The sequence below is a fragment of the Actinomadura geliboluensis genome, from assembly GCF_043197915.1.
Classification (GTDB): domain Bacteria; phylum Actinomycetota; class Actinomycetes; order Streptosporangiales; family Streptosporangiaceae; genus Spirillospora; species Spirillospora geliboluensis.
This window is the reverse complement of sequence record NZ_JBICUA010000001.1, coordinates 287,202-306,251: the sequence shown is the minus strand read 5'-3', so window position 1 is coordinate 306,251 and position 19,050 is coordinate 287,202. Positions and strand designations below refer to the sequence as shown.

Here is a 19,050-nt window from a genome sequence, read left to right as displayed (position 1 = left end):
CCCCATCAGCGCCTGCCGCGTGACTGCTCGTCTGCACTTTAACGCACGCGCGCCCCCCGCTCTTCCCCTTTCCCCGCCCGCCCGGCCCGGCGGGCCGGGTTCCGTTCCTTTGCGATCTCGTACGCCGAGCTGGGGTTTCCGGGCGATCGGCGACCGGGCATAAGCGGTCGGTACCACGGCCCAGGTTGTTTACCGCGTTCGAGAAAGGGGACCTATGCTGCCCGCAGTGCCCGTCGAGGCGATCAGCGCGAGGGAGGCCGACATGGCCGGCGCGACGAAGGGCGCCCTGCCCACGGGGAGGCGGACCGCCGGAAGGCGGACCGCCGAGGAGCAGGCCGCGGAGGGAGGGCCCGCCGAGGCGCCCGCCGCGGAGAGCAAGCGCAAGTCCCCCGCCCGGAAGGGCTCCGCCGGAGGGAGCGGCGGGAGGGCGGCGGAGCTGCCGGTGCGCGAGGGCGAGCACCGGTGGACCCCCGAGGAGCTCGCCGAGGTGCGGGCCGGGCTGCAGGAGCAGATCGAGGGCCTGCGCGCCGAGATCGCCGCGTCCGCCAACCAGATCGCCGAGGGCGACGGCAGCGACGGGGCGGGCGACGACCAGGCCGACGCGGGCGCCAAGACCTACGAGCGCGAGCACGAGCTGGCGCTGGCCTACAATTCACAGGACCTGCTCGCCCAGATCGAGCGGGCCGTCCAGCGGATGGACGCCGGCACGTACGGAACCTGCGAGTCCTGCGCCAAGCCGATCGGCAAGGCGCGACTTCAGGTCTTCCCGCGTGCGACCCTATGTGTGACATGCAAACAACGCGAGGAACGTCGCTGAGCGACTCAACGAACCCAGAGGGCGAGGCCGGGAAGTCCACGGGACCTTCCCGGCCGCGCCGCGTCGGCGTGCTCGTCGCCGTGGCCCTGGCCGCGCTGGTCACCGACGCCGTGTCCAAGATCATCGTGGTGGCGACGCTCCAGGACCGGGAGCCGATCCGGCTGCTCGGCGGGCTGCTGACGCTGCGCGAGACCCGCAACAGCGGTGCCGCGTTCTCCATCGGCACCGGCTACACGGTCGTGTTCACCCTGATCGCCTGCGGCGTGGTGGTGGCCATCCTGCGGACGGCCCGCAACCTGCGGAGCGCGCCGTGGGCGATCTGCCTCGGCCTGCTGCTCGGCGGCGCGGTCGGCAACCTCACCGACCGGATGCTGCGCGAGCCGGCGCCGCTGAAGGGCCACGTCGTCGACTGGATCCAGCTGCCGCACTGGCCGGTGTTCAACCTGGCCGACTCGGCGATCGTGTGCGGCGGCGTCCTCGCCGTGCTGCTCGCCGCGCGGGGCCTCCAGGTCGACGGCACCCGCGTCACCGGCGATGACGACGACGAACCCCCCGCCCCCAAGGCCGCGGAGGACGACGAGGCCGCCTCGCCGGAGCGGGCTCCGGAGGAGAGGGCCTGATGGGCGAGGTGCGCAGCCTCCACGTGCCGGACGGCCTGGAGGGCGAGCGGATCGACGCCGCCCTGGCGCGGCTGTTCGGCCTCTCGCGCGGCGGCGCGGCCGACATCATCGCCGCGGGCGACGTCCTGCTGGACGGCGCCGAGGTGGCCACCAAGTCCGAGCGGCTGCACGCGGGCGCCTGGCTGGAGGTCACGCTGCCGCCGCCGCCCGCCCCGCCCGCGCCGGTCGCCGAGCCCGTCCCGGGGATGGGCATCCTGTTCGAGGACGACGACATCGTCGTGGTGAACAAGCCCGTCGGCGTCGCGGCCCACCCCACCACCGGCTGGACGGGCCCGACCGTCCTCGGCGGGCTGCTCGGCGCCGGGCACACGATCGCGACCAGCGGCGCGGCCGAGCGGCAGGGCATCGTGCACCGGCTGGACGCCAACACCACCGGCGCGATGGTCGTGGCGAAGAGCGAGATCGCGTACTCGCGGCTCAAGCGGGCCTTCAAGGAGCGCCGCATCGACAAGCGCTACCAGGCGCTGGTGCAGGGCCACCCCGACCCGTTCCGGGGCACGGTCGACGCGCCGATCGACCGGCACCCGTCCGGCGACGGCCGGTTCGCGGTCGTGGCGGGCGGCAAGCCGTCCGTCACCCACTACGACACCGTCGAGGCGTTCCGGGCGGCGACGCTGCTCGACATCGACCTGGAGACCGGCCGCACCCACCAGATCCGGGTGCACATGTCCGCGATCCGGCACCCGTGCGCGGGCGACATGGCCTACGGCGCCGACCCGACGCTCGCGGCGCGGCTCGGCCTGAAGCGCCAGTGGCTGCACGCCGTCCGGCTGGGCTTCGAGCACCCGACCAAGGGGGAGTGGGTGCAGTTCGAGAGCCCCTACCCGGACGACCTGGCCCGCGCCCTGGAGATCGTCGAAGCCGAGTCCTGACCGCTACAGGCCGAGCACGCGCAGGCCGGCGGCGACGCCGGCCGCGGCGACCAGCACCACCAGGAACGGCGCCCGCAGCAGCAGCGCGGCCACGGCCGCGCCCAGCCCCGCGAGGCGGGCGGGGTCGAACTCCAGGGAGCGGCCGTCGGCGAGCACCTGCACGGCGATCAGCGCGGTGAGCAGCGCCACCGGCACGAGGTCGGTGAAGCGGCGCACCCGCGGATCGTCCAGGACCCGCTGCGGCGCGACGAGCCCGGCGAGCTTCAGCGCGTAGCAGCCCAGCGCCGTCGCGGCCACGGCGATCCACACGGTCACGGCGCTGCCCTCCGTCCGATCAGGGCGGGCAGCGCGGCGACGGCCGCCAGCATGACCGGCACACCGGGCGGCAGCAGCGGCGTGGCCGCGACCGCGATCACGGCGGCCCCCACGGCCACCCGGACCGCCCCGCCTCCGGTGGTGAGGCGAGGCCAGAGCAGCGCCAGGAACGCGGCGGGGCCGAGGACGTCCAGGCCGATCGCCTCCGGGTCGCCGAGCCGGGCCGCGCCGACCGCTCCGAGCAGCGTGGTGAGGTTCCAGGCCAGGTAGAGGGTGACGGCGGTGGTGTAGAAGCCGGCGCGGGCCGCGGCCCGGTCGCGCTGCGCGGTCGCGACGGCGGCGGTCTCGTCGATGACGACGTGCGCGGTGAGCAGCCGCCGCCAGCCCCGCACGCCGAGCGTGCCGGCGAGCCGCAGCCCGTACAGGGCGTTGCGCCCGCCGAGCAGCACCGCGCCGAGCGAGCCGGCGACCAGGCCGCCGCCCCCGCCGACCACGCCGGCCAGCGCGAACTGGGACGCGCCCGTGAACGCCAGCAGGCTCAGCACGCACGCCTGGGCGACGGTGAGGCCCGCGGTGACGGCCGCGGCGCCGAACGCCACCCCGGACACGCCCACGGCGACGCCGACGCTCAGCCCGTCCCGGACGGCGCTCGCCCGGGCGCCCTTGTCCGGCACCGCGCCCTTGTCCGGCACCGCGCCCTCGCCGGGCGCCGTGTCGACCGCGCTCATCGGCGGGCTTCGGCGGCGTCCAGGCCGGCCTCGATGATCGCGTTCACGATGGGGGCGAGCCGGGCGGCGCCGAGGGAGGGGGCGCGCGCGGCCATCGCCTCGACGATCTCCCGCTCGCGGCGCGGGTCGCGGCCGGCGAAGCCGCCGACCGGCTTGAGCCGCTGCACGGCGGCGGCGACCGCGGCGCGGTGCTCCAGCAGGGTCGCGAGGGCCGCGTCGATGGCGTCGATCGCGGCCCGGGCCTCGCCGAGGGTGGTGACGGCGCCGGCGGACGGCAGCGCGACCCGCAGCTCGGCGGGGTCGGTCACCTGGTCGGGCATGGGGTTCCCTCTCATGCTGCGGCGGGCCGCACGGGGAAGAGCCGGTGCCGGGGCCGCGCCTGGTCGATGCGAATCGCAGGAAAGGGCGAAGCCCGATGGGCTCCGCCTCGGCCGGCTCCGGGGTCGTCGCTCAGGTCGCCGCGGCGACCGGCTCACCCGGAGCCGGCTGCGTAAACCTGGGATAGCGGCGTGCCATGGCCCCGATGGTAGGCGGTGCCGCCCCGTGTGCCAAACTCCGGACAGGGCGTCCACGTGCTGAGACGTCCGGCCGGGGCCGTCCGGATTGGGCGCGTCGGGGCGCGTGGGGCCCCGGGGGCGGGTTAGGCTCTCAGGACCGCGTCCTCCCGGCGGCCCCGCCGGGTGGACGATCTTCCCCCGGGACCGATACCGCCACCGCGTGCCACCGGTGCGCGGGCGGTCGCATGCGACGAGCAGGAGGCGCAGCACGCATGGCCGACTCTTTCGTTCACCTGCATGTTCATACGGAGTACTCCATGCTCGACGGAGCGGCCCGGCTGAAGCAGATGTTCGAAGAGGTCGGCCGGCAGAAGATGCCGGCGATCGCGATGACCGACCACGGCAACATGCACGGCGCCTACGACTTCCACAAGCAGGCGACGGCCGCCGGGGTCACCCCGATCATCGGCATCGAGGCGTACATGGCGCCCGAGTCCCGCTACCACAAGAAGAAGGTCCAGTGGGGCGAGCCGAGCCAGAAGCGCGATGACGTCTCCGGCGGCGGCCTGATCAACCACATGACGCTGTGGGCGCGCAACAAGACCGGCCTGCACAACATGTTCAAGCTGTCGAGCCGCGCCTACACCGAGGGCTTCGTCTTCAAGTACGCCCGGATGGACGAGGAGCTGCTCGCCGAGCACGCCGACGGCGTGATGGGCACGACGGGCTGCCCGTCCGGCAAGATCCAGACCCGGCTGCGGCTCGGCCAGTTCGACGAGGCGCTGAAGGCCGCCGCCACCTTCCAGGACATCCTCGGCAAGGACAACTACTTCCTCGAGCTGATGGACCACGGGCTGGAGATCGAGCGCCGCGTCCGCGACGGCCTGATCGAGATCAGCAAGAAGCTGAACATCCCGCCGGTGGTGACGAACGACTCGCACTACACGCACGAGTCCGAGGCCACCGCGCACGACGCGCTCCTGTGCGTCCAGGTGGGCAAGCAGCTCGCCGACCCGGACCGGTTCCGGTTCGACGGCAGCGGCTACTACCTGAAGACGGCGGAGGAGATGCGCGGCATCGACACCTCCGACATCTGGCTGGAGGGCTGCCGCAACACGCTGCTCATCGCGGAGAAGGTCGACCCGGCGGGGATGTTCGAGTACCGCGACCTCAGCCCGCGCTTCCCGGTCCCCGAGGGCGAGACCGAGGAGAGCTGGTTCCGCAAGGAGGTCTGGAAGGGCTTGGAGCGCCGCTTCCCGGACGGCCTGCCGGACGGCTACAAGGAGCAGGCCGAGTACGAGATGGGCGTCATCCTCGGCAAGGGGTACCCGTCCTACTTCCTCGTCGTCGCCGACTTCATCATGTGGGCCAAGGAGAACGGCATCCTGGTCGGCCCGGGCCGCGGGTCCGCCGCGGGCTCGCTGATCGCCTACGCGATGGGGATCACCGACCTCGACCCGATCCCGCACGGGCTGATCTTCGAGCGGTTCCTGAACCCCGAGCGCGCGTCCATGCCCGACATCGACATCGACTTCCCTGAAGACCGGCGCGCCGAGGTCATCAAGTACACGACGGAGAAGTGGGGCGCCGACAAGGTCTCCTTCATCGCCACCTTCGGCACCATCAAGGCGAAGGCCGCGATCAAGGACGCGGGCCGCGTCCTCGGCTTCCCGTACGCGCTCGGCGACCGGATCTCCAAGGCGTTCCCGCCGGCGGTGATGGGCAAGGACATCCCGCTGTCGGGCATCTTCGACGACAAGCACCCGCGCCACGGCGAGGCGGGCGAGCTGCGCAAGCTGTACGAGGAAGAGACCGACGTCAAGCAGATCATGGATCTGGCGCAGGGCCTGGAGGGCCTGATCCGCCAGACCGGGGTGCACGCCGCCGGGATCATCATGTCCGGTGAGACGATCACCGACCACGTCCCGATCATGCGCCGGGACGCCGACGGCGCGATCATCACGCAGTTCGACTATCCGACCTGCGAGACGCTCGGCCTGCTGAAGATGGACTTCCTGGGCCTGCGGAACCTGACGATCATCGACGACGCGCTCAAGGGCATCAAGAAGAACAAGGGCGTCGACGTCGACCTGCTCGCGCTGCCGCTGGACGACCAGCCGACCTACGACCTGCTCGCCCGCGGCGACACGCTGGGCGTGTTCCAGTTCGACGGCGGTCCGATGCGGTCGCTGCTGCGGCTGATGAAGCCCGACAACTTCGAGGACATCTCCGCCGTCGGCGCCCTGTACCGGCCGGGCCCGATGGGCGCGAACTCCCACACCAACTACGCGCTCCGCAAGAACGGCCAGCAGGAGATCACTCCGATCCACCCGGAGCTGGAGGAGCCGCTCAAGGAGATCCTCGACACGACCTACGGCCTGATCGTCTACCAGGAGCAGGTCATGGCGATCGCGCAGAAGGTGGCGGGCTACACGCTCGGCAAGGCGGACCTGCTCCGCCGCGTCATGGGCAAGAAGAAGAAGGCCGAGCTGGACGCGCAGTTCGTCGGCTTCGAGCAGGGCATGATCGACAACGGCTTCTCCAAGGAGGCCGTGAAGACGCTGTGGGACATCCTCGTCCCGTTCTCCGACTACGCGTTCAACAAGGCGCACTCGGCCGCGTACGGTCTGGTGTCGTACTGGACGGCCTACCTCAAGGCGAACTACCCGGCCGAGTACATGGCGGGCCTGCTCACCTCGGTCGGCGACGACAAGGACAAGAGCGCCCTCTACCTGTCGGAGTGCCGCCGGATGGGGCTGAAGGTCCTGCCGCCGGACGTCAACACCTCCGAGGCCGACTTCACCCCGCTCGGCGACACCGAGATCCGGTTCGGCCTGTCGGCGGTCCGCAACGTGGGCCACAACGTGGTGGACGGCATCGTCGCCGCCCGGCGGGAGAAGGGCGCCTACACCGACTTCAACGACTTCCTGAACAAGGTCCCGCCGCAGGTGTGCAACAAGCGGGTCGTGGAGTCGCTGATCAAGGCGGGCGCGTTCGACGAGCTGGGCCACCAGCGCAAGGCGCTGCTGATGGTGCACGAGCAGGCCATCGACTCGGTCATCGACATCAAGCGCAAGGAGGCCGTCGGCCAGGACTCCCTGTTCGGCGCGCTGGAGGAGGACGGCGGCGAGGACGCGTTCGCCGTCGCGATCCCCGAGGGCGAGGAGTGGGACAAGACGACCCTGCTCGCCTTCGAGCGGGAGATGCTCGGCCTGTACGTCTCCGACCACCCGCTCCTCGGCGTCGAGCACATCCTGGAGCGCGAGGCCGACTGCGCGATCGCCTCGCTGAACGAGGGGGAGCGGCCGGACGGCCAGATCGTGGTCGTCGCGGGCCTGCTGTCCGGGCTGCAGCGCAAGGTCACCAAGCAGGGCAACTCGTGGGCGATGTTCCAGCTGGAGGACCTCGCCGGCTCGATCGAGGTGCTGTGCTTCCCGTCGTCCTACCAGCTGTGCTCCACGCTGCTCGCCGAGGACGCGATCCTGATCGTCAAGGGCAAGCTGGACCGCCGCGAGGACGTCGCGAAGATCATCGCGATGGAGGTCACCCAGCCCGACCTGACGGTCACCGACGCGACGGGCCCGCTGTCGGTCACGATGCCGCTCGGCCGGTGCACGCCGCCGACGGTGTCGCGGCTGAAGGAGGTGCTGGTCACCCACCCCGGCAGCGCCGAGGTGCACCTGCACATCCAGAACGGGCCGCGCACCACGGTCGTCCGCCTGGACGACCGGCTCCGGGTGGCCCCGTCCCCGGCGCTGATGGGCGACCTGAAGCAGCTCCTCGGCCCGTCCTGCCTCGGCTGACGGGCGCCCGCCGATGCCCGTCCGCTGCTGCGCCGCCCCGGCCCTGACGCGCCTCCTCGTCCTCGCGAACGGGGAGGCGACCCGCTACTCGGTGAGCGGCTGCGCCGCGTGCGGCGGGGCGGTGATCGAGTACTACAACTACGACGACTGGGACACCGGCAACCCGGCCGACTACGAGAAGTACTGGTGGTGGCGGATGGACGCCGCCGACACGGCCGCGTTCCGGGAGGCGATCGCCGCCTGCCCGGCGCCGCTCGACCCGGACTGCCCGTGCGCCGTCCACCGGGCCCTCAAGTGGCGGACGCCCGACCCGCTGCCGCCGTCCAGGGAGACCCCGCACGACACCGCCGAGGTCCCGCGGACCCGCTTCACGGTGGAGGACGGCAAGATCCGCTGGGCGGCCTCCTGACCCGCCGGGCGTCCTGCGCTCAGCCGCCCAGCAGTTCCCGGGCCGCGGGGACGACCTCCCGGGCCCAGCGGCGCAGCTGGGTCTCGCCGGTGTTCTCGGGCCAGTAGACGAACGCGTCGAACCCGGTCCCGGTGGCGAGGTCGGCGATGACGTGCGCCCAGCCCGCCGCGTCCGTGCGGATCGGCTCCTCCCCCTGGAGCCGGACGGTCCCGGGCGCCTCGGTGACGTCGCCGACGAGCTGGGCGATGCGGGTGATCGCGGACGGATCGCGCCCGGCGTCCTCGGCGGCGCGGGTGATGGTGTCCTGCGCGCCGCGCCACTTCTCGTACGGCAGGTAGTGCGGGATGGGCGCCGCCCAGCCGTCCCCGGCGCGGCCGGTGAGCGCGAGCGCCTTCGGCCCGACGGCGCCGATCCAGATGCCGACGGGATGCGCCGGCGCGGGGCCCGCGTGGACGCCCCGCACCGCGTAGTGCTCCCCGCCGGCCCTGGCGGTCTCGCCCTGCCGCCACATCGCCCGGATGACGTCGATGGCCTCCTCCAGCGCGCGCAGGGCGTCGCCGGCCGTCCGGTCGGGCCCGCCCATGGCGGCGATGGCGGGCCAGAAGGCGCCGGCGCCGAGCGCGAGCTCGAACCGGCCGCCGCTGAGCAGGTCGAGGGTGGCGGCCTGCTTGGCGAGGACGGCGGGGCCGCGCAGCGGCAGGCTCGCCACGTCCGGGAACACCCGCAGCCGCTCGGTGCCGGCGAGCACGGTGGCGATGACCGCCATCGTGTCGCCGAGGTCCGCCGCGTAGGGATGGTCCTGGACGCCGAGCAGGTCGAGGCCGTCGGCGTCGGCGAGCGCGGCCAGGGCGCGGACGCCGTCCAGCCCGGCGGCGACCGGGGCGAGCTGCACACCGAAGCGATAGTCCATGATCAGGAAACTACCGGCGCGGGCCGGAACGCGAATCAGTAGCGCTACTGGTGCGCCCTACAGGTCCGCCCTACAGGTCAGCCCGCGTGTCAGCCGCCGAGGACGGCGGGGGCCAGCTCCGCGTGCCAGTCGACGAAGCGGCCGAGGCCGTCGAAGGAGGCGCGGGCGGTGCCGCCGCCGGGCAGCGCGGCCTCGGTGACCGTGTCGGTCTGCCGGTAGGGGACGCGGTGGTGGGAGAGCAGCCCGGCGAGCGTCAGCCGGGGCTCGTGCGGGAACAGGCTCGCCGCGTTCGCCAGCAGGCGGGGCAGGGGGACCGGGTCCCAGCGGGCGGCCGGCACCTGCGGGTCGTCGACGTGCAGGTAGGCGGAGCCGCCGTCGTAGCCGGCGCCGATGTAGCCGGCCCCGCCGAGGACGCCGCCGGCGGCCATCGCGATCAGCTCGCCGCCGTGCCCGGCCGGGCCCTCGTACCAGGACAGGTCGACCTCGGGGGTGGTGAACTCGGGGATGCCGAGGCGTTCGCCGAGCGTCCGGATGCCGAGCGTCGGGGCGACCGCCGGGTGGGCGTCGCCGAACTGCGGGTTCGCCCAGCCCCACAGCCAGGTGCGCTCGCGGGCCGCGTAGCTGCCGAGCAGCGACACGCGGACCGTGACGCCGCCGCTGGCGTAGGTGCGGGCGGTCAGGTCGGCGCTCCAGTCCTCGCGCGGCAGGAACTCGGCGAGCGTCTCCTGCTGCTGCAGGACGACGGCCGCGCGCGCGGCGCCGAGGCGTTCGAACGCAGGACTGAATCCGGACATGTCGGGCACATTATCCCAGTAATCGGGGCTGTCGTGGGCGGGAATCGGACACCCTTCGAGAGTCGATCGGCCGAACCGGGCAGGCTAGGCTTTCGCTGTCACGGGACTTACAGCTAGGAGCGTACGAGGTGCGGCGACCCGCCGGGAGGCTCTTCGCGACGAGGTCCTGGCTGACCTGGGCCGTCACCACCGCGATCATGGCGCTGCTGGGCCCGCTCGCGGGCCTGCTGTGGGCGGCCTCCGCCCCCCGGGTGACGTATGTGATCGTGCAGGGTGAGGCGCTTCTGGCCGATCCGGAAGGGCAGGGCCCGATCGCCACCGACGCGCGGTTCGCCCTGATCGCCCTCGTCGCCGGGATCCTGTGCGGCGCCGCCGCGTACGCGGCGGGCGGCCGGGGCAACGACCTCGCGCTGCTGTTCGGCCTGGCGGCCGGCGGGTGCGCCGCGGCCGTCCTCGCCTGGAAGACCGGCCACCTCATCGGGCTCGGCGACTTCCAGGACGCGGTCCGGCACGCGCGCGACGGCACCACCGTCACCGGCGTCGCCGACCTGCGGGCCACGGGCGTGCTGATGTTCTGGCCGCTGCCCGCCGTGGCCGTGTACGGCCTGCTGGAGCTGGCCGTCCGGCGGCTACCCGCGGGCGATCGCGGCGACGCGGGCGCCGGTGAGCCGGATGAGGTCGGCGGGGGCGAGCTCGATCTGGAGTCCGCGCCGACCGGCGGAGACGTAGACGGTCGCGAGCGCTGACACCGACGCGTCGACCACCGCCGGCAGGGCGCGCCGCTGCCCGAGCGGGCTGATCCCGCCGACGACGTAGCCGGTGGCGCGCTCGGCGTCCTTCGGGTCGGCCATCCGCGCCTTCTTCCCGCCGGCCGCCGCAGCGAGCGCCTTCAGGTCCAGGGTGGCCGACACGGGCACGATCCCCACGGTGAGCCGCCCGTCCACCTCCGCCAGCAGCGTCTTGAACAGCTGCCCGTACGGGACGCCGAGGGCGTCGGCGGCGGCCTCCCCGTAGGACTCGGCGTCCGGGTCCACCTCGTAGGAGTGCAGCGTGTACTCGATCTTCGCCTTGGTCGCGGCGACGGTCGCCGGGGTGCCCTTGCCGCCCTTGGCCTTGGTGCTCATGGGGAGAGTCTGCCGTGTCCGCCCGCGCCGGCGGGAACGGGTTTCCCCGCGGTGCCGGCTCGGCCGGAGTCAGTTCGGGGTGATCGCCCCGTCCAGGAACTGCCCGGCGGGGATCATCGGCAGGATGTCGAGGATGCGGTTCTCGCGGGCCAGCAGGTCGCGCTCGGCGGCGAGGCGGAGCGCCGCGTCCTCGCACTCCAGCAGGCGCTGCTTCTCGTGCCCGTCCAGGACGAGCGCCGCCGCGATCGCGTACGACAGCGCGACCGGGTCGTCCGGCGGCTCCGCCGCCTCCGGCGGGCCGGCGCCGGCCGCGCCGAGCCGGTGCCGGTAGAGCCGGAACAGCCGCCGCACCCGTGCCGCCACCGGCCCGGGATCGGCGCCCGCCTCCTCGGGCAGGAACTCGACCTCGCCCTGCAGGTAGGGCCGCGACCGGTCCAGCTCCTTGATCCGGAACCGCCGGGCGCCGACCGTCACGATGTCGTAGCGGCCGTCGGGGTGCGGGGTCGCCTCGCGCAGCTCGGCGACGCAGCCGACGTCGGCGAGCCGGTGCGCGGCGCCCTCGCCGACCTCGTGGCCGAGCTGGATGCCGACGACCCCGAACCCGCGCGGCTCGGGCCGCTCCAGCAGGTCGGCGACCAGCCGGCGGTACCGGTCCTCGAACAGGTGCAGGGGCAGCACCAGCCCCGGGAACAGCACGGTGCCCAGGGGGAACAGGGCGAGCCGCTCGGTCACACTCTCACTCCCGCGTCCAGGGCGCCGCCGGGAGGACGCCCCCGCCGCCAGGGTACGTGCATATTGATGATCTTGGTAAGGGGTGTTCTTTCACAGTGTGAAGCCGCTGTCACCGCGCCGGGCCATTCCCGCCGATTGGCCCTGCCGCCGCGCCGGGGCGGCCGGTAGCGTCGGCGCCATGAGGATGCTCGTCGTCGATGCGCTGGCCGACCGCCCGTTCGCCGGGAACCCCGCCGGGGTGTGCCTGCTGGACGGCCCGGCCGACCCGGAGTGGATGCAGCGGGTCGCCGCCGAGATGCGGCACTCGGAGACGGCGTTCGTCCGCCCGGTGGACGAGCCCGGCGCCGACTTCGAGCTCCGGTGGTTCACGCCGCTCGCGGAGGTCGCCCTCTGCGGGCACGCCACGATGGGCTCGGCGCACGCCCTCTACGACACCGGGACCGTCGCGGCGGACCGCCCGATCCGCTTCCGGACGCTCCAGAGCGGCGTCCTCACCGTCACCCGGGAGCCCGGCGGCGAACTGGCGATGGACTTCCCCGCCGCGCCCGCCGCGCCGGTCGACGTCCCCGACGGGCTCGCCGAAGCGCTCGGCCTGCCGGTGCTGCGCGCCGGCCGCAACGGCCAGAACGACGTCCTGGCCGAGGTCGCCGACGAGACGGCCGTGCGCAAGGCCGCCCCCGACATCCCGGCGCTGGCGCGGCTCGACGCGCGCGGCGTGATCGTCACGGCGGCCGCCGACCCGGGCCGCGGGTACGACTTCGTGTCCCGGTTCTTCGCGCCGCGCGTCCTGCCCGGCGACGCCGAGGACCCCGTCACCGGCTCCGCCCACTGCGCCCTCGCGCCGTACTGGGCCGCGCGGTTCGGCCGCGACACGCTGACCGGATACCAGGCGTCGGCGCGCGGCGGGCACGTCGGCGTCGCGCTGCGCGGCGACCGCGTGACCCTGTCGGGGCGGGCCGTCACGGTGCTCGACGGCACCCTGCGGATCTGAGGACACGCCGCGTCTCGGGAGCTGAGACGATGCGCGGGGGACGGGGCCCACTCCGTAGACTGGACGGGTGATTTCCCGTATCGACCTGCGCGGCTCGCTTCCCGGCGACCTGCGCTCCGTGCTGCCCCGCGCCGAACTCGACGTCGAGGCCGCCCTGGACAAGGTGCGGCCCATCTGCGAGGACGTGCGCCATCGCGGCTCGGACGCGGTACGGGAGTACACGAAGGCCTTCGACGGCGTCGAGCTGGAGAGCACGCGGGTGCCGGTGGCGGCCGTCCACCAGGCCCTCGCCGCCCTCGACCCCGCCGTCCGCGACGCGCTGGAGGAGAGCATCCGCCGCGCCCGCGCCGTGCACCGCGACCAGCGCCGCACCGACGTGACCACGCAGGTCGTGCCGGGCGGCACCGTCACCGAGCGGTGGATCCCGGTCGGCCGGGTCGGGCTGTACGTGCCGGGCGGGCGGGCCGTGTACCCGTCCAGCGTGGTCATGAACGTCGTCCCCGCGCAGGAGGCCGGCGTCGGCTCCCTCGCGGTGACCTCGCCCGCGCAGAAGGACTTCGGCGGCCTGCCGCACCCGACGATCCTGGCGGCGTGCGCGCTGCTCGGGGTGGACGAGGTGTACGCGGCCGGCGGCGCCCAGGCGATCGCGATGTTCGCCTACGGCACCGACGAGTGCCCTCGCGCCGACCTGGTCACCGGGCCGGGCAACGTCTATGTCGCCGCCGCGAAGCGGCTGCTCAAGGGCGTGATCGGCATCGACGCCGAGGCCGGCCCGACCGAGATCGCGATCCTCGCCGACGACACCGCGAGCCCGGTGGACGTCGCCGCCGACCTGATCAGCCAGGCCGAGCACGACACGCTCGCCGCCGCCGTCCTCGTCACCGACTCGGTCCGGCTCGCCGACGAGGTCGAGACCGAGCTGAAGGCCCAGGTCGCGCGGACCCGGCACACCGAGCGGATCACCGAGGCGCTCGCCGGGCGGCAGTCCGGCATCGTGCTCGTCGACACCGTCGAGGACGGCCTGAAGGTCGTCGACGCCTACGCCGCCGAGCACCTGGAGATCCAGACCGCCGACGCCGCCGCCGTCGCCGCCCGCGTCCGCAACGCCGGCGCGGTCTTCGTGGGGCCGCACGCCCCGGTGTCGCTCGGCGACTACCTCGCCGGGTCCAACCACGTGCTGCCGACCGGCGGGTGCGCCTGCCACTCCTCCGGGCTGTCGGTCCAGTCGTTCCTGCGCGGCGTGCACGTCGTCGAGTACGACCGGGACGCCCTCGCCGAGGCCACCGCGCGGGTCGTCGCGCTCGCCGAGGCCGAGGACCTGCCCGCGCACGGCGCCGCCCTGAAGGCCCGCTTCGACTGGGAGATCCCTTCGTGACCTCGCTCAACGACCTGCCGCTGCGGGACGACCTGCGCGGCCGGGAGCCCTACGGCGCGCCGCAGCTGGACGTCCCGTGCGCGCTGAACACCAACGAGAACCCGTACCCGCCGTCCGAGCGCCTGGTGAAGGCCCTCGGCGAGGCGGTGATGGACGTCGCCGGGACGCTGAACCGCTACCCCGACCGCGACGCCGTCGCGCTCCGCGCCGACCTCGCGGCGTTCCTGGACACCGACACGCCCGGCGCCGGCCTCACCCGCGAGCGGGTGTGGGCGGCCAACGGCTCCAACGAGATCATCCAGCAGATCCTGCAGGCGTTCGGCGGGCCGGGCCGCACCGCGCTCGGCTTCGAGCCGTCCTACTCGATGCACCCGATCATCACCGCGGTGTCCGGCACCCGCTGGGTGAACGCTTTCCGCGACGAGGACTTCGGCCTCGAACCCGAGCGCGCGGTCGCCGCCGTCGAGGAGCACCGCCCCGACGTCGTGTTCCTCACCTCGCCGAACAACCCGACCGGCACCGCGCTGCCGCTCGCCGCGATCGAGGCGGTGCTGGAGGCCGCGCCGGGCATGGTCGTCGTCGACGAGGCGTACGCCGAGTTCCGCCGGGCCGGCACCCCCTCGGCGCTGACGCTGCTGGACGGCAACCCGCGGCTGATCGTCACCCGGACGATGTCGAAGGCGTTCGCGATGGCCGGGACCCGGCTCGGCTACCTGGCCGCCGACCCCGCCGTGATCGACGCGCTGCTGCTCGTCCGGCTGCCCTACCACCTGTCGTCGGTCACCCAGGCCGTCGCCCGCACCGCCCTCGCGCACGGCGAGGAGCTGCTCGGCGGCGTCGCGGCGCTGCGCCGCGAGCGCGACGACCTCGTGGCGTGGCTGCGCGGCGAGGGGTTCCGGGTGGCCGACTCCGACGCCAACTTCGTCCTGTTCGGGACGTTCGAGAACCGACGTAGGGTCTGGGAGAGCATGCTCGAACGCGGCGTGCTGATCCGGGAGGTCGGCCCGCCCGAGTGGCTGCGGGTCAGCGTCGGCACCCCCGCCGAGATGGCCGCGTTCCGCACCGTACTGAAGGAGAGTCTGTGACGCGCAAGGGACGGGTCGAGCGCGGGACCAAGGAGACCCAGGTCCTCGTCGAGATCGACCTCGACGGGACGGGGCAGGTCGACGTCGCGACCGGCGTGGGGTTCTTCGACCACATGCTGGCCCAGCTCGGCAAGCACGGATCGTTCGACCTGACCGTCAAGACCGCCGGCGACCTGCACATCGACAGCCACCACACGATCGAGGACACCGCGATCGCGCTCGGCCAGGCGTTCCGGGAGGCGCTCGGCGACAAGGCCGGCATCCGCCGCTTCGCCGACGCGTCCATCCCGCTCGACGAGGCGCTCGCGCAGGTCACCGTGGACGTCTCCGGCCGCCCCTACCTGGTGCACGTCGAGCCGGACGGGATGGCCCCGATGATCGGCCCCGAGTACGACACCACGATGACCCGGCACATCTTCGAGTCGTTCGTCTCGAACGCCCGGGTGGCGCTGCACGTCCACGTGCCGTACGGGCGCAACGCCCACCACATCGTCGAGGCGCAGTTCAAGGCCCTCGCCCGCGCGCTGCGCGACGCGGTGGCGTTCGACCCGAAGGTGCACGGCGTCCCCTCCACCAAGGGGGCCCTGTAGCCGTGGATATCGGCGACCTGCACTTCACCTACGGCACCATGGCGGTCTTCGCGGTCGCGGTGTTCCTGCTGGCCGGGGTGTACAGCTTCATCAAGCAGGGCATCAAGATCGGCGCGCTGATCCTGCTCGTGCTGGCCGGGCTCGCGTTCGCCGGCGGGGTGATGTGGCTGTGACCCGGGTCGTCGTCCTCGACTACGGCTCGGGCAACCTGCGCTCGGCCGAGCGCGCCGTCGCCCGCGCCGGCGCCGAGGTGACCGTCACCGCCGACTGGGACGCCGCGCTGGACGCCGACGGCCTGGTCGTGCCGGGCGTCGGCGCGTTCGCCGCCTGCATGGCGGGGCTGCGCGCGGTCCGCGGCGACCAGATCATCGGCCGCCGCCTCGCCGGCGGGCGCCCCGTCCTCGGCATCTGCGTCGGCATGCAGATCCTGTTCGCCAAGGGCATCGAGCACGGCGTCACCACCGAGGGCTGCGGCGAGTGGCCCGGCACGGTCGACCGGCTGAACGCGCCGGTCGTCCCGCACATGGGCTGGAACACCGTCGACGTCCCCGAGGGCTCGGTCCTGTTCGACGGGCTGGCGGACGCGCGGTTCTACTTCGTCCACTCCTACGCCGCCCGCAGCTGGGACCTGGAGCCCGACCCCACCGGCCGCATCGAGCCGCCGCTGGTCACCTGGGCCGAGCACGGCGACCGCTTCGTCGCGGCGGTGGAGAACGGCCCGCTGTGCGCCGCCCAGTTCCATCCGGAGAAGTCCGGCGACGCCGGCGCCCAGCTGCTGCGCAACTGGCTCGGCACGCTCGGCTGAGAGCACCGACCACCCCGTCCACCAGCATCGATAGGGTTTCCGCATGACTTTGACGCTCCTTCCCGCGGTCGACGTCGCCGACGGACAGGCGGTCCGCCTGGTCCAGGGCGAGGCCGGCACCGAGACCTCCTACGGCGCCCCGCTCGACGCGGCGCTCGCCTGGCAGCGGGCGGGGGCGGAGTGGATCCATCTGGTCGACCTGGACGCGGCGTTCGGGCGCGGCTCCAACCGGGAGCTGCTCGCCGAGGTGACCGGGCGGCTGGACGTGAAGGTCGAGCTGTCCGGCGGCATCCGCGACGACGCGTCGCTGGAGGCGGCCCTGTCCACCGGCTGCGCCCGCGTCAACATCGGCACCGCCGCCCTGGAGGACCCGGAGTGGTGCCGCAAGATCATCGCCTCCCACGGCGACAAGATCGCGGTGGGGCTGGACGTGCGGGGCACGACGCTCGCCGCCCGCGGCTGGACGCGGGAGGGCGGCGACCTGTGGGAGGTCCTCGCCCGCCTGGAGGACGACGGCTGCCCCCGCTACGTCGTCACCGACGTCACCAAGGACGGGACGCTGCGCGGCCCCAACACCGAGCTGCTCCGCGAGGTCTGCTCGCGGACCGACAAGCCCGTCATCGCGTCCGGCGGCGTGTCCTCGCTCGACGACCTGCGGGCGCTGGCCGGCCTGGTGCCCGACGGCGTCGAGGGCGCGATCGTCGGCAAGGCGCTGTACGCGCAGGCGTTCACGCTCGAAGAAGCCCTGGAGGCCGTGAAGTGACCGTGGCCGTGCGGGTGATCCCGTGCCTGGACGTCGACGCCGGGCGCGTGGTCAAGGGCGTCAACTTCCAGAACCTGCGGGACGCCGGCGACCCGGTGGAGCTCGCGCGCCGCTACGACGCCGAGGGCGCCGACGAGCTGACGTTCCTCGACATCACCGCCTCCAGCGCCGACCGGTCCACGACCTACGAGGTGGTGCGCCGCACCGCCGAGCAGGTGTTCATCCCGCTGACGGTCGGCGGCGGCGTCCGGACGGTCGAGGACGTCGACCGGCTGCTGCGCGCGGGCGCCGACAAGGTGTCGATCAACACCGCCGCGATCGCGCGGCCGGAGTTCCTGCGGGAGGCCGCGCACCGCTTCGGGTCGCAGTGCGTGGTGCTGTCGGTGGACGCCCGGCGCGCCGCGGGCACCGCGTCGGGGTTCGAGGTCACCACGCACGGCGGCCGCAAGGGGACCGGCATCGACGCGATCGAGTGGGCCCGCCGCGGCGAGGAGCTCGGGGTCGGGGAGATCCTGCTGAACTCCATGGACGCCGACGGCACCAAGGCCGGCTTCGACCTGGAGATGCTCCACCGCGTCCGGGAGACCGTGTCGGTGCCGGTGATCGCCAGCGGCGGCGCCGGCGCCGCCGCGCACTTCGCGCCCGCCGTGGCGGCGGGCGCCGACGCCGTCCTCGCCGCGAGCGTCTTCCACTTCGGCGAGCTGACGATCTCCGAGGTCAAGTCGGCGCTGCGCGCGGCGGGCAACCCCGTCCGCTGACCCCCCCCGAGCAAGGAACCCCCCGTATGACCATCGCGTTCGCGACCTGTTCGTCGCTGCCCGACGGAAGCGACGACGTCCAGGCCCTGATCGGCGCGCTCGCCCCGCTCGGCGTCGCCGCCGAGCCCGTGATCTGGGACGCCGCCGTCGACTGGTCCCGCTACGACCTCGTCGTCATCCGCTCCACCTGGGACTACACCGAGCGCCGCGACGAGTTCACGGCCTGGGCGGACGCCCTGCCGCGCGTCCTCAACCCGGCCGGAATCATCCGCTGGAACACCGACAAGCGCTACCTGCGCGACCTCGCCGCGGCCGGGCTGCCGGTTGTCCCGACCCGCTGGGACCCCGCGGACGTCCCGGCCGACTGGCCGGAGTACGTGATCAAGCCGGCGGTCTCCATCGGGTCCGGCGACACGGCCCGCTGGGGCCCGGGCGAGGAGGAGCAGGCCCGCGCCCACCTGCGCTCGCTGCGCGACGCGGGCCGGACGGCGATGGTCCAGCCGTACCTGTCCGCGGTCGACACCGCCGGCGAGACGGCGCTGGTCTACTGCGACGGCGAGTTCAGCCACGCCGGGCGCAAGGCCCAGATCCTCACCGCCGGGGCCGGGATCGAAGGACCCGTGCGCGGCGACACCGCCCGCGGGCAGGTAACCGCCGCGACCGGCACCGAGGCGGAACTGGACGTCGCGAGCCGCGCCCTGGCCGCCGTCCCCGGCGGCGAAGACCTCCTGTACGCCCGCGTCGACCTCATCCCCGGCCCGGACGGCGCGCCCCTCATCGTCGAACTGGAGCTCACCGAGCCGAACCTCTACCTCCAGCACGGCCCCGGCAGCGCCGAACGCTTCGCCAAGGCCATCACCGCCCGGTTGTGTTGACCCAGGGGGGCGACCCCCTGGAACCCCCGTTGCTGTGTTGGCCCAGGGGGGCGACCCCCTGGAACCCCCGTTACGGCCGAGAGGCTGTTTCCCGATCCGCTGGCGCGTCTCGGGAAACAGCCTCTCG

At 73.6% G+C, this 19,050-nt stretch carries 22 protein-coding genes; 15 read left to right on the top strand and 7 right to left on the bottom strand.

All coding sequences use genetic code 11. The annotated features are described in order from the left end of the window. Positions 1-436: 436 nt before the first annotated feature. From ACGFI1_RS01485 to ACGFI1_RS01475, 3 genes are read left to right on the top strand one after another with little or no spacing between them, the layout of a single operon-like run. Entirely contained in the window at positions 437-817 is a 381-nt protein-coding gene (locus ACGFI1_RS01485; protein WP_301177084.1) for a TraR/DksA family transcriptional regulator, read from the top strand. Next, complete coding sequence (locus ACGFI1_RS01480) at positions 790-1,437, top strand: signal peptidase II (protein ID WP_392781891.1); 648 nt, start codon at positions 790-792, stop codon at positions 1,435-1,437. Before ACGFI1_RS01485 ends, ACGFI1_RS01480 begins: the two co-directional genes overlap by 28 nt. Further along, a complete protein-coding gene (locus ACGFI1_RS01475) occupies positions 1,437-2,369 on the top strand; it encodes an RluA family pseudouridine synthase (protein WP_386868742.1) in 933 nt (310 codons plus the stop codon). Before ACGFI1_RS01480 ends, ACGFI1_RS01475 begins: the two co-directional genes overlap by 1 nt. A gap of 3 nt (positions 2,370-2,372) precedes the next feature. Here ACGFI1_RS01475 and ACGFI1_RS01470 read toward each other — a convergent pair whose 3' ends face one another. From ACGFI1_RS01470 to ACGFI1_RS01460, 3 genes are read right to left on the bottom strand one after another with little or no spacing between them, the layout of a single operon-like run. Continuing rightward, complete coding sequence (locus tag ACGFI1_RS01470) at positions 2,373-2,684, bottom strand: AzlD domain-containing protein (RefSeq protein WP_301177077.1); 312 nt, start codon at positions 2,682-2,684, stop codon at positions 2,373-2,375. Next, positions 2,681-3,412, bottom strand: coding sequence for an AzlC family ABC transporter permease (locus ACGFI1_RS01465; protein ID WP_386868739.1), 732 nt, complete (start codon positions 3,410-3,412; stop codon positions 2,681-2,683). Before ACGFI1_RS01465 ends, ACGFI1_RS01470 begins: the two co-directional genes overlap by 4 nt. Further along, positions 3,409-3,732, bottom strand: a complete 324-nt coding sequence (locus ACGFI1_RS01460; RefSeq protein WP_392781887.1) for a chorismate mutase — start codon at positions 3,730-3,732, stop codon at positions 3,409-3,411. Before ACGFI1_RS01460 ends, ACGFI1_RS01465 begins: the two co-directional genes overlap by 4 nt. Positions 3,733-4,181: 449 nt before the next feature. On the opposite strand from ACGFI1_RS01460, the gene dnaE reads away from it, so the two are divergent. Both dnaE and ACGFI1_RS01450 read left to right on the top strand, forming a co-directional pair. Further along, the gene (dnaE, locus tag ACGFI1_RS01455; RefSeq protein ID WP_386868737.1) at positions 4,182-7,712 is read left to right on the top strand and encodes a DNA polymerase III subunit alpha; all 3,531 of its coding nucleotides are present in this window, start codon (positions 4,182-4,184) and stop codon (positions 7,710-7,712) included. Positions 7,713-7,725: 13 nt separating this feature from the next. After that, a complete protein-coding gene (locus ACGFI1_RS01450; RefSeq protein ID WP_386868735.1) occupies positions 7,726-8,121 on the top strand; it encodes a hypothetical protein in 396 nt (131 codons plus the stop codon). Positions 8,122-8,140: 19 nt separating this feature from the next. Here the strand turns inward: ACGFI1_RS01450 and ACGFI1_RS01445 are convergent, their stop codons facing one another. Both ACGFI1_RS01445 and ACGFI1_RS01440 read right to left on the bottom strand, forming a co-directional pair. Next, on the bottom strand, positions 8,141-9,031 hold the full coding sequence (locus ACGFI1_RS01445) for an LLM class flavin-dependent oxidoreductase (RefSeq protein WP_392781884.1): 891 nt from the start codon (positions 9,029-9,031) through the stop codon (positions 8,141-8,143). Between the two features lie 89 nt (positions 9,032-9,120). Further along, positions 9,121-9,825 (bottom strand): DUF6882 domain-containing protein, encoded by a 705-nt coding sequence (locus ACGFI1_RS01440; protein ID WP_138638729.1) that lies wholly within the window; start codon positions 9,823-9,825, stop codon positions 9,121-9,123. A gap of 128 nt (positions 9,826-9,953) precedes the next feature. On the opposite strand from ACGFI1_RS01440, the gene ACGFI1_RS01435 reads away from it, so the two are divergent. Next, positions 9,954-10,571, top strand: coding sequence for a hypothetical protein (locus tag ACGFI1_RS01435; protein ID WP_240808098.1), 618 nt, complete (start codon positions 9,954-9,956; stop codon positions 10,569-10,571). Here ACGFI1_RS01435 and ybaK read toward each other — a convergent pair. Together ybaK and ACGFI1_RS01425 are read right to left on the bottom strand one after the other, a co-directional pair. Beyond that, complete coding sequence (ybaK, locus tag ACGFI1_RS01430) at positions 10,455-10,949, bottom strand: Cys-tRNA(Pro) deacylase (protein ID WP_392781881.1); 495 nt, start codon at positions 10,947-10,949, stop codon at positions 10,455-10,457. The two genes, ACGFI1_RS01435 and ybaK, sit on opposite strands and share 117 nt — an antisense overlap. Before the next feature lie 69 nt (positions 10,950-11,018). Then, positions 11,019-11,681 (bottom strand): LON peptidase substrate-binding domain-containing protein, encoded by a 663-nt coding sequence (locus tag ACGFI1_RS01425; protein ID WP_301177070.1) that lies wholly within the window; start codon positions 11,679-11,681, stop codon positions 11,019-11,021. 178 nt (positions 11,682-11,859) lie between these two features. Between ACGFI1_RS01425 and ACGFI1_RS01420 the strand changes: the two genes are divergently transcribed. The 9 genes from ACGFI1_RS01420 (at position 11,860) to ACGFI1_RS01380 (ending at position 18,923) form a co-directional block, all read left to right on the top strand. After that, complete coding sequence (locus ACGFI1_RS01420; protein ID WP_138638726.1) at positions 11,860-12,672, top strand: PhzF family phenazine biosynthesis protein; 813 nt, start codon at positions 11,860-11,862, stop codon at positions 12,670-12,672. Positions 12,673-12,739: 67 nt separating this feature from the next. Then, positions 12,740-14,047: a histidinol dehydrogenase gene (gene hisD, locus ACGFI1_RS01415; RefSeq protein ID WP_392744645.1), complete on the top strand. Its 1,308-nt coding sequence runs from the start codon at positions 12,740-12,742 to the stop codon at positions 14,045-14,047. Next, positions 14,044-15,132, top strand: coding sequence for a histidinol-phosphate transaminase (locus tag ACGFI1_RS01410; RefSeq protein WP_392781878.1), 1,089 nt, complete (start codon positions 14,044-14,046; stop codon positions 15,130-15,132). Before hisD ends, ACGFI1_RS01410 begins: the two co-directional genes overlap by 4 nt. Further along, positions 15,129-15,722 carry an imidazoleglycerol-phosphate dehydratase HisB gene (hisB, locus tag ACGFI1_RS01405; protein ID WP_138638723.1) on the top strand — a complete coding sequence of 198 codons (594 nt, stop codon included), beginning with the start codon at positions 15,129-15,131 and terminating at the stop codon, positions 15,720-15,722. The genes ACGFI1_RS01410 and hisB overlap by 4 nt, the downstream gene beginning before the upstream one ends. A gap of 2 nt (positions 15,723-15,724) precedes the next feature. Next, on the top strand, positions 15,725-15,895 hold the full coding sequence (locus ACGFI1_RS01400) for a hypothetical protein (protein WP_392781875.1): 171 nt from the start codon (positions 15,725-15,727) through the stop codon (positions 15,893-15,895). Beyond that, positions 15,892-16,527, top strand: a complete 636-nt coding sequence (gene hisH / locus ACGFI1_RS01395) for an imidazole glycerol phosphate synthase subunit HisH (protein WP_205719431.1) — start codon at positions 15,892-15,894, stop codon at positions 16,525-16,527. Before ACGFI1_RS01400 ends, hisH begins: the two co-directional genes overlap by 4 nt. A gap of 43 nt (positions 16,528-16,570) precedes the next feature. Continuing rightward, a complete protein-coding gene (gene priA, locus ACGFI1_RS01390) occupies positions 16,571-17,290 on the top strand; it encodes a bifunctional 1-(5-phosphoribosyl)-5-((5-phosphoribosylamino)methylideneamino)imidazole-4-carboxamide isomerase/phosphoribosylanthranilate isomerase PriA (RefSeq protein WP_138638721.1) in 720 nt (239 codons plus the stop codon). Beyond that, positions 17,287-18,048 carry an imidazole glycerol phosphate synthase subunit HisF gene (hisF, locus tag ACGFI1_RS01385; RefSeq protein ID WP_392781873.1) on the top strand — a complete coding sequence of 254 codons (762 nt, stop codon included), beginning with the start codon at positions 17,287-17,289 and terminating at the stop codon, positions 18,046-18,048. Before priA ends, hisF begins: the two co-directional genes overlap by 4 nt. Before the next feature lie 26 nt (positions 18,049-18,074). Beyond that, positions 18,075-18,923 (top strand): ATP-grasp domain-containing protein, encoded by an 849-nt coding sequence (locus ACGFI1_RS01380; RefSeq protein WP_392781870.1) that lies wholly within the window; start codon positions 18,075-18,077, stop codon positions 18,921-18,923. The last annotated feature ends 127 nt before the right edge of the window (positions 18,924-19,050 follow it).